General features: G+C 46.0%; 11 protein-coding genes and 2 pseudogenes. 8 read left to right on the forward strand and 5 right to left on the reverse strand.

Annotation, left to right across the window (positions count from 1 at the left end):
* From RTK32_RS15290 to RTK32_RS15310, 5 genes and pseudogenes are all read left to right on the forward strand, one after another.
* Window positions 1–519: pseudogene (locus RTK32_RS15290) on the forward strand (primase-like DNA-binding domain-containing protein); the annotation flags it as partial.
* Between the two features lie 274 nt (window positions 520–793).
* Entirely contained in the window at window positions 794–1,237 is a 444-nt protein-coding gene (locus RTK32_RS15295; RefSeq protein ID WP_312045463.1) for an STM2901 family protein, read from the forward strand.
* Window positions 1,231–1,581: a DUF1493 family protein gene (locus tag RTK32_RS15300; RefSeq protein WP_312045465.1), complete on the forward strand. Its 351-nt coding sequence runs from the start codon at window positions 1,231–1,233 to the stop codon at window positions 1,579–1,581. The genes RTK32_RS15295 and RTK32_RS15300 overlap by 7 nt, the downstream gene beginning before the upstream one ends.
* A 732-nt stretch (window positions 1,582–2,313) precedes the next feature.
* Window positions 2,314–2,856: a type IV secretion protein Rhs gene (locus RTK32_RS15305; RefSeq protein WP_312045467.1), complete on the forward strand. Its 543-nt coding sequence runs from the start codon at window positions 2,314–2,316 to the stop codon at window positions 2,854–2,856.
* Window positions 2,857–2,858: 2 nt separating this feature from the next.
* The gene (locus RTK32_RS15310; RefSeq protein ID WP_312045468.1) at window positions 2,859–3,215 is read left to right on the forward strand and encodes a putative T6SS immunity periplasmic lipoprotein; all 357 of its coding nucleotides are present in this window, start codon (window positions 2,859–2,861) and stop codon (window positions 3,213–3,215) included.
* 31 nt (window positions 3,216–3,246) lie between these two features.
* On the opposite strand, the gene yecR is transcribed toward RTK32_RS15310, so the two are convergent.
* Window positions 3,247–3,411, reverse strand: coding sequence for a YecR family lipoprotein (gene yecR / locus RTK32_RS21345; RefSeq protein ID WP_409451104.1), 165 nt, complete (start codon window positions 3,409–3,411; stop codon window positions 3,247–3,249).
* Window positions 3,404–3,513, reverse strand: a pseudogene (locus RTK32_RS15315) (transposase); the annotation flags it as partial. The pseudogene RTK32_RS15315 and the gene yecR, both read right to left, overlap by 8 nt.
* Window positions 3,514–3,865: 352 nt before the next feature.
* On the opposite strand from RTK32_RS15315, the gene RTK32_RS15320 reads away from it, so the two are divergent.
* The 3 genes from RTK32_RS15320 to RTK32_RS15330 all read left to right on the forward strand — a co-directional run bounded on the left by RTK32_RS15320 (window position 3,866) and on the right by RTK32_RS15330 (window position 6,442).
* On the forward strand, window positions 3,866–4,567 hold the full coding sequence (locus RTK32_RS15320) for a hypothetical protein (protein ID WP_312045480.1): 702 nt from the start codon (window positions 3,866–3,868) through the stop codon (window positions 4,565–4,567).
* Window positions 4,564–4,989 (forward strand): hypothetical protein, encoded by a 426-nt coding sequence (locus RTK32_RS15325; protein WP_312045470.1) that lies wholly within the window; start codon window positions 4,564–4,566, stop codon window positions 4,987–4,989. Before RTK32_RS15320 ends, RTK32_RS15325 begins: the two co-directional genes overlap by 4 nt.
* A gap of 718 nt (window positions 4,990–5,707) precedes the next feature.
* Window positions 5,708–6,442: a hypothetical protein gene (locus RTK32_RS15330; protein ID WP_312045472.1), complete on the forward strand. Its 735-nt coding sequence runs from the start codon at window positions 5,708–5,710 to the stop codon at window positions 6,440–6,442.
* Window positions 6,443–6,631: 189 nt separating this feature from the next.
* Here RTK32_RS15330 and symE read toward each other — a convergent pair whose 3' ends face one another.
* The 3 genes from symE to RTK32_RS15345 all read right to left on the reverse strand — a co-directional run.
* Entirely contained in the window at window positions 6,632–6,970 is a 339-nt protein-coding gene (gene symE / locus RTK32_RS15335; protein WP_312045474.1) for an endoribonuclease SymE, read from the reverse strand.
* 209 nt (window positions 6,971–7,179) lie between these two features.
* Window positions 7,180–7,833 (reverse strand): hypothetical protein, encoded by a 654-nt coding sequence (locus tag RTK32_RS15340; protein ID WP_312045476.1) that lies wholly within the window; start codon window positions 7,831–7,833, stop codon window positions 7,180–7,182.
* A gap of 45 nt (window positions 7,834–7,878) precedes the next feature.
* A partial coding sequence (locus RTK32_RS15345; RefSeq protein WP_312045478.1) for a hypothetical protein occupies window positions 7,879–8,200 on the reverse strand: 322 nt, incomplete at its 5' end.

An 8,200-nucleotide genomic window follows, 5' to 3' on the forward strand; every position in this document is an offset into this window, starting at 1 on the left:
ATCGCGCCGCCGGGTGATCCTGCACTTCCCGGAGATCATCCCGGCAGACGAACGCGCCCCGCAGCTGAAGGAAAAAATCAGCGGTGAGCTGGCCGTAATCGTGCGCCAGCTGATGCAGCAGTTCAGCCTGCCGCAGTAGGCCCGGTCGCTGCTTCAGTCGCAGCAGAACTCTGACGAGGCGATGCGCATCAAGCACGATGCGGACCCAATGGTGGACTTCTGCGACTACCTGCTTACGACGCCGGAGCCAAACGCGCTCTATATGGGGAACGCCAGTATCAGGCCGTTTCAACCCAGGCGTTACCGTTATCACGCCTATCTGGCCTATATGGAGGCCAACGGCTACAAGAATCCGCTCAGCATGAAGATGTTCGGCCTGTCGCTTGAAAGCATCATGCGGGAGTACGGACAGCACTACATGAAGCGGCGGAAAAAGCTGGGATGCAGACCAACCTTGACCTTACGGAAGACAGCAGCACCGACTGGCTGCCGAAGTACGACGACCCTGTAGCAGCATGACTATCAGAACCGGCGAAAGCCGGTTTTTTATGCCTGAATTTCACTGGTGATGAATGATATCCTTCACCCTAAAACTATCATTCATTAAGTAATTTACTGATATATATCAATAAAAATGGAAGGTAAACAGTGTGGAAGGTTTTCTGGAAAATCTTTTTTATCGAAAATTTGAATTCAGTATCCTCTACTGCAATTAATAAATCTCAAATTTTGATTCTAGACGAACCTCAATTCGGCAGATAAGGTACTGAGACAGTCATAAAGGAGATGCGCAATGGATACTGTCGAAGAGCTGAGAGGGACGTATTTTTACAAAGGAATGTTCAATCTTCCCGCTGGAGAGCTTTTTTTCTTCGTTTTTCTGGATGAGGCTCAGAAACAGCTTGGTGTGGAAGATGTAGCCACTTTAGCACTAATAATTTTAGGTCAACCAACCCAAACCACGCGCGTAAAACCAGCCGGAACAACTAAGGGAACTTCAATCTTGAGTGCGAATCTTCGTGCCTGGTTAAAGATTAGAGTACACCGCTGGCCAACACTCACTACCGAAAGCATTAAAGGATTGAGATTCAGTTACGTTAATAACTTAGGTGCTTTCGCTGGGCGCTGGATACCCATATTGGGTATAGGATTTATCATAAATGACGTAGCCCGAATTGCATGGGAAACGACCCACACTTATAACCTGATTGCAAAAGAGGGTGACAAGTTATGGTAAAAGACACAATCGAAAGCGCTGTGTTGGAATGGTATGACAAGAATTATAATTCTAAGCCTCTTTTTTCAAAAGGTAAGCCTGAGTTAACGCTTGAGACCAGTCTATCGACAGGTAAATATCCCTGGGCCAGAGAAACTGGTGACGAAATAATGAGTGACTATTTCGAGCGATTTAACGTCGATAACAGCGAATTTGATTTTCTTGCATACTGGCCTTATGAAAAAGGATTTCTGCCTAATTTCTTAAGGCCTAAATCCCATAAGCTCCCTGACGTTGAACCGAAGCCCTTGACGATTCATATGCTCGTTGAATCAGCAAAAGCCGGACGGTGGCTTTTCAGCTAACCCATGCAAGCGCTGCTATCTCGTCCAGAAGAAGTTAACACGGTTAGGTTCCGTCTTTCGGAGCCTAACTCATTAGTCGGGAAATCTGCTAGTTGGCTACTCTTCAATCTTAGAGACCATCTGCCCTTAAAAAATTGATTAAAATAAAGCGGGGGCACAAAAGGGGACATTCTAAGTTTTGTATTGTTTTATTTTTATACAAAATATATGGTTAAAGTATTGTTTGAGTCCGGCCTTAGTATTCAGTACATTATTTTTTAAATTAATTATTGTGAAAAACCCGTCTCATTGACCAGTAGAAGATGTTAATTCTTCATCACGTACAAAAGCCACTGTGTTTGTTAATGGCTTTGGTGTGTTAGCACATAGTGGCGAGTAGTTCCCAAGCCCAACCTCGTAAACGCTTTTCCCTTTGACGCTGGAAGACGTGCCACCGTCTCTAAACCTATACCAAAACAGATTGATCACACGCATTTAAGCCCGATGTGCGGCCTTGTTGCTGCGTAAACTAAACGTACCTGCACACGACATGAAGGCTCTGCCAGCGCTTCGCTCACGCTCCTAACGGTACACGAGCACCCTGATAAGGTGTGATCCCTCTGACAATCCGATGAAGTCGCTCCGCTTGTTGCTTGTACCGTCACTGTGTTTAATAAATGGCTAATATACGCGTATAGACTATTTCGAATTATGATTTTACGATGTAGATAAATCATACAAGGAAGATGGTTTATGAGCGCACAGGCAGAGGAAGGGACGTTACGCCGGATGACGTTAGGCGAGATTGCAATGGCTCGCAGGGTGTTCGGTGATTCGATAGTGTATAGCCGTGTGTGGATTCATTGCGACAGTTATTTACCATTCGGACTACAGAAACAAAACTACGCGATGACCCCCAACGGGGAATTGTGGTACAGAAAGTCGATGTACAGGGAAGACTTTTCCGCAAACTTGGTTTTCGTCGAAGATAAATACGTTTTCATCCATGAGCTGGGGCATGTTTGGCAACACCAACACGGGCAATGGGTGAGAATGCGGGGGGCATTTAGCTGGGCTGCTGAATATACCTACAGGCTGGATAAAGAAAAGCTCACTGATTACTCTCTTGAACAGCAAGCCTCTATTTTAGTTGATTACTGGTTACTGCTGGTTTATGGGATTAGTAAGTGGTCTTACTATCAGAGGCCTGGGCGCATGGGGATGTACAGAGGCGTAGATATGTTGCAGGATGTCCCTTCGCTTTACCAGAAAATCGTAACAGGGAAGAGGCGTTAAATATGAAGAACAAAATGTTGCTGGGTGTTGTATTCCTCTTAACGGGATGCCCTGGACCTGGTGATCGAATGGTAGAGCGCGAATCTACAACGGCATTTATAAAAGATAATCAAGTTTGTGTGGTGTCGCCACTGGAACCACAGGAACGGATCACTGCTATCCAAATCAACAGCGATAATAATGACTCTCTTCACAAGATTTTTGATGACAAGCCTGTTTATATACCGAAGGGTGACTGTCTTCCTGTGTTCGGATTTAAATTTACATCTGGAGAGAGGTATAACTTCGCGTATGACGTTCAATCTGATAAATCAGAGTCGCATTTAGTCACTGCTGAATTTTCTTATCCCAAAGAATAAGGGGGGATTCTGTCTCCCAAATCTTACTTCTTCAAGTCACCAGTACATTGATATTCCATTGTGACCATTCTTTTATACAACCGCTTGAGGATGGCTGAGAACAGACAGAGGTATAACCGCCGAAAGGCTCGGCACCAGAGTAGCCCCATGCAGCGCAACGCTGTGCTGCCGCTTGAGCACCTTGCTGAACCGCCATACTTCTTGTGCCACGTGTAAAAGGTGGCGTTGGAAATGGCGTGCTTGCGGCAGAGCTCACGGGCAGAAACCCCGCTTCAGCCTCGCGCAGGATACTAATGATCTGTTCGCCGGAAAAACGCTTTTCATGTGGGGGTCCTCATGTGGCTTATGAAGACATTACTAACTTAATCAACGGGGAGCAGGTCACCCATATCCCACATGTCCTCGAGAACGTTGCAGGCAATAAGCAGGTTTTGGTACTGGCAGATCCTATGCAAGCACTGCCAGCTGTTCAGCTCCGCTCCTTCATGTACACCGTCTTTGAAAAACTTCCTGTCTTCCTGTTTCTGATGCTGTTGATGCTCCTCACGTCGTCTTACCACCACCGAGCTTTGGCTGCTGTTGCTTATCGTCTGGACTGTCTGAAAAACAGGCGATACATTGGCTGTAAGAGTTCATATGGAGATGAAGACATGAGCATCAGAAGCGAAATAAAGGACGGGAAATTATTTGACGTACTCGACAGAGGAATAGTTTACACCGAGGTGTTGGGGTGGATTGATATGGGCCATGCCCGTGGCAACGATGTAGTTGCGCTCAGACGTCAATTTGTGGAGGGGGAGCGTAGCGGTAAGCCGCGATATGTGATTATGTATCGGCAGGACATGGGTATCATTAAGTTCGCATCGCGGCTCGGTGTTGGGAAGTTCTCTCGCTGGGAAATTAAGCGCGGGCGAAGCAGCGAAGACATTAACAGAATCATGCTTGCAATGATGATGAACACCGCATCCGGATTTGAGGTGCTACAAAGCTTACGGTCATTCTCCTGGTATACGGACAGCGGCTTTAGTGGTGAGGATTTGGTTTCCGATCTGTTCGGGTTTTACCGGGCTATTATACCGGGTCGGTATGATTATCGTCTCAGGCCCGTAAATTATGATGCTGCCATTCGTCGCTGGGACTACTACAGCGCTATCGGGTCTTATAAAAACCGTGGATTTCGCCCGATTCAGTTTCCCGATCCTGACGAACAGTGTGTACGGCACCAGCCCTATAGGGGCAATCTTCCGCATTTTATGACATGGCTCAGCCCCTGGGATGATTTCACATCCGGGGTGGTGAAGGTTATTACTAATGAGGGTACATCGCTTTCGTTTATGGGAGCGAGACAATGACAACGCTGTTGAAAATAATAAGGTGGTGCGCACTACTGGCTGTCACCGTGCTTATTCTCATATGGCTGTTTATCTGGCTCGTTGCATCCGGTTCTGATGAAACGACGCGCTATAAAGAAGATGATTTCTTCAACTATCATACCCTGACAAACAAAGACATAAAAAACGCTCCACGGCTAACGGACAATTTTTATTTCGAGTCGCACCCTGGCGACGGCTATGCGCTAACAAATAGTATTATCTTCAAGGGCGCTATCGGGACTGCACCGCTGCGAGCTTACCTTCAAAAGCTGGGCTACATCAGGGAAAAGCGTAGCCTGGGGGAAAAGGAAATATGGTCAAAGCCCAACGGGGATCTTTTCTATCTGTATTTTAATGCCGCCATAGGTGAAGTTGAGCTGACAAAGGTTCTGAATAACTGAGCCTTGTAGGCTTGAAAAATGGCACACGCAGGATTGCTGCGCCTTTAAAGATTAAGGTTTCAACGTCGTGCCTCTCCCGGCCAAAGGCCGGGAGAGTGGCATAGTGATTTGTCTTGCTCTGTGGCATTGATGACCCCTTTTCGCGTTCTGCCGTCGCAGTGCTCCTCTCTTTAAACGCTAAATTACGCCTGAATCTCTACCGTTATATATTTTCATCCATTAACCGGAGCATGTGTGGCAACACCAAAGCGGGCAATGGATGGGAAGGCGGGGCACTTTTCGCCGGCTTATGAATATACCTACAGGCCTGTTACTAACAGGCTCACTGATTGCTCTTTTGAACAGCAGGCCTCAGGTTTTAGCTACCTTTATATTTTCCATTTCGCCACCGTGCTTGAGTCTGTCGCGTGAGATATCGAAGGCAGGGCTTGCAACGACAGGAGGTATAAAACATTGACCGTGCGGTGCTGATAACGCTCAGGCAATATGTGACCTTCGATGAACAGATAAGCAGTCTCAGATTCTGGCATCCTGCAGACTCCCTATACTTATTATGCCGCCAGCCTGTCCTAAATAAGGGAAATCCTCCAGAAGAGAATGCCCAACCTTACCTGACAAATATAGCGTGCTTGATGGTAATATTAACCACGCGGTTTGCCTTGCTGATGGGGCAAGAGTTAAAGTAACCTTTTAAAAAAACATTTGAGAAATAAGTAAAATGGACTTCGTGAATACTACCGACGCCAACGGGCATGATAAGAAAATCAATATACACGATTTTCAACGAATGATTAGGGGCATTGAGCGTAACGACAGTATGTGGCCTGAAATTCGCTGTATAGCCTGCAGTCAGGCGGCTTTTGCCCGAGGAGTGGTTGTTCCTAATCCTGATTATACCCCTCATTTTTCCCACTATCATAAAGCTGATAATCCAGAGGTGTGCCCACTAAGTACGGGATCAAAACGGCTTAGAGGTTTCGCTAAATCTACGGATCCGGAGCAAGCCAGAGAGATAAGACGTAAATTTTTTCAGTTCGACACGCTTAGAGAAGCTTACCTTGTCTGCCGCGAATTGCGCGGAGGAGCGGGAAAACTTAGTCAGGCCGAATTTATTAAAATGGTCAATGTAGCTGACAGCTTCAATATCTGGGCCTACAAAGATATGACCCTATGGGGGATAACAATATTAATGATGCTGATGGCAAACCATCCAACCCCAAACGGGAAGGCATCGTTTTTCTATGCCTTCGACAAAGGGAAAACGCGGTTAGTAGCACATTGGGTCAGTTCAGGTAAACCTATCCAGCCTCCCGGTAACGGCGTAAATCCATCTTTCAGGCATGAAATCATTTATTTACAAGATACCGTGAGTGAAATTATAAAGGGACAAAACCTCAGTTTCTGGCAGCGAGATAAACTCACCGCCCTGTCTGCATTAGATCCAGCGTTATAACAAATTAACGTTGGGTAAGTAATATGATTTCAGGCAAAAAATGAAGGCTGCAATTTTGAGAGTGATGATCAGATGGCATCTATAAATGTAATTCAATAGCTTGCCCTGAATGAGGTGGTGAGTTTTCGAGGTACATCTTATTCCATCGGTAAGCGGCCCCGATCTGAAGATAACCGGGGCAGTGGAGTCTCACCGCTCCCTGTTACCTGAAACGATCTCAATAAACTCCTGCACCTGACGTTGTTTCCTGGCAGAAAACTTACACACCTTCCGCAGTGATTGCATCAGTTCCGGTTCCTGTGGTTCTGGCTCGCGAGCGGTCACTACCAGGCAACCCGGCATTACCCTTACATCAACCGGCATGCCCGTCGCAAACCCTGCCGCATCCAGCCATTTGCCCTTAAAGGCGAGTAAAGGAATACGCTCATAATCCGGAAAGGTGCTCGCATAACTCACCGTATAGTGGCGCAGTGTGGTCTCCGTCACTTCTTTTACAGCCGCAGCTGCATTACAATCCTGTCCAGCCATAATAACTAGCTCCCATAGTTGTTGTGGTCAGCAAGGTGAATGTGTTCCTGCACATTCACCCTGCGCTAAATAACCCTGCTATTATATCCCTTCACTGATTGCTTGCCTGAGTTATTAGCGGTGGAAAGTTAAAAACGGAACGCGCCTCTGATAGTTAATGTAAGCCTCGCTGTCGGTTTCATATTTTTATTCACGCTTTTAAACGAGCTTCACCAGCCAGACTCATCCTCTTTTTTCTGCAGGGCATCCCTGTAGCGTTGTTGTTCAATAACGCTAAGGTTAGGATCGTTCAATACATCTTTCCCTTTCATATGTATGTCATAATTTATATCTGACTGTGGAGCGTAACTTTTATCAACACGAGGCTGTGATGTACCATCAAATGATGCCGTACCAGCTCCGGCTGAATATTGAGCGCTCGATGTGGCGAGATAAGCAAGTACACAGGCAAAAATGAAAAGTGCTGAAAATACTATCCCGAAAGAGGTGGTTTCGTAACCTGCTCCTGTATTGATAAATAAGGAGTTAAACCGAATGGCATAAATAATGAAAAAAGAAAAGAGGATAACGGATCTTCTTTGCAATTTAGACGTACACTTCCGCATATATTGTGCACAATTCTTCAAGGCGATGAAGAAAAACACAGCGGAGGCAATGGATAACCAGAGTGGGTTAGAGGCGTGTTTATCGACAAGGCTGGACGTCAATGTTATCAGTGTCATAATCAAGAAAAAGCAGAGGATGTAGACACGAATAGTTATCGCTATCTTAATCTTTTTATCAACCTTCAGAAACAGGGCGGGGAGCATGGCTGGTATATTCATCAGCAATGCCATAAAGACCATCATTACCCACATTTGCATATTATCACCTTTCATTAAGGGAGCAGTAAAGCTCCCGTTCAATGGTTATTTGACGATAGTGTCAATAATGACTTCACCAGTCTCGGGGTTCACCACTTTAACGTTATCTCTGATCAGGGTAGCGTGTAGGGTGTTTGTGTCACCATCAACTTTATCGATATGAATATAAGATTTAACGAATGTACTGACACCAAGTCCCTTGCTGTTTATAGCCGCAAGCTTAGCAGAGACTTCACGTGCTTTATCGTCCGGTACACCAACGGTACAGCCACGTAGTCCACTGTCCGTAGAGAGAACGATCCCGCGGTCTTGTATTATCATACCGCCAGTCATTCCGCAGAAGGGCGCATTATATTTAAACCCTTTT

This window comes from Erwinia sp. (genome assembly GCF_031978025.1).
Lineage (GTDB): Bacteria > Pseudomonadota > Gammaproteobacteria > Enterobacterales > Enterobacteriaceae > Erwinia.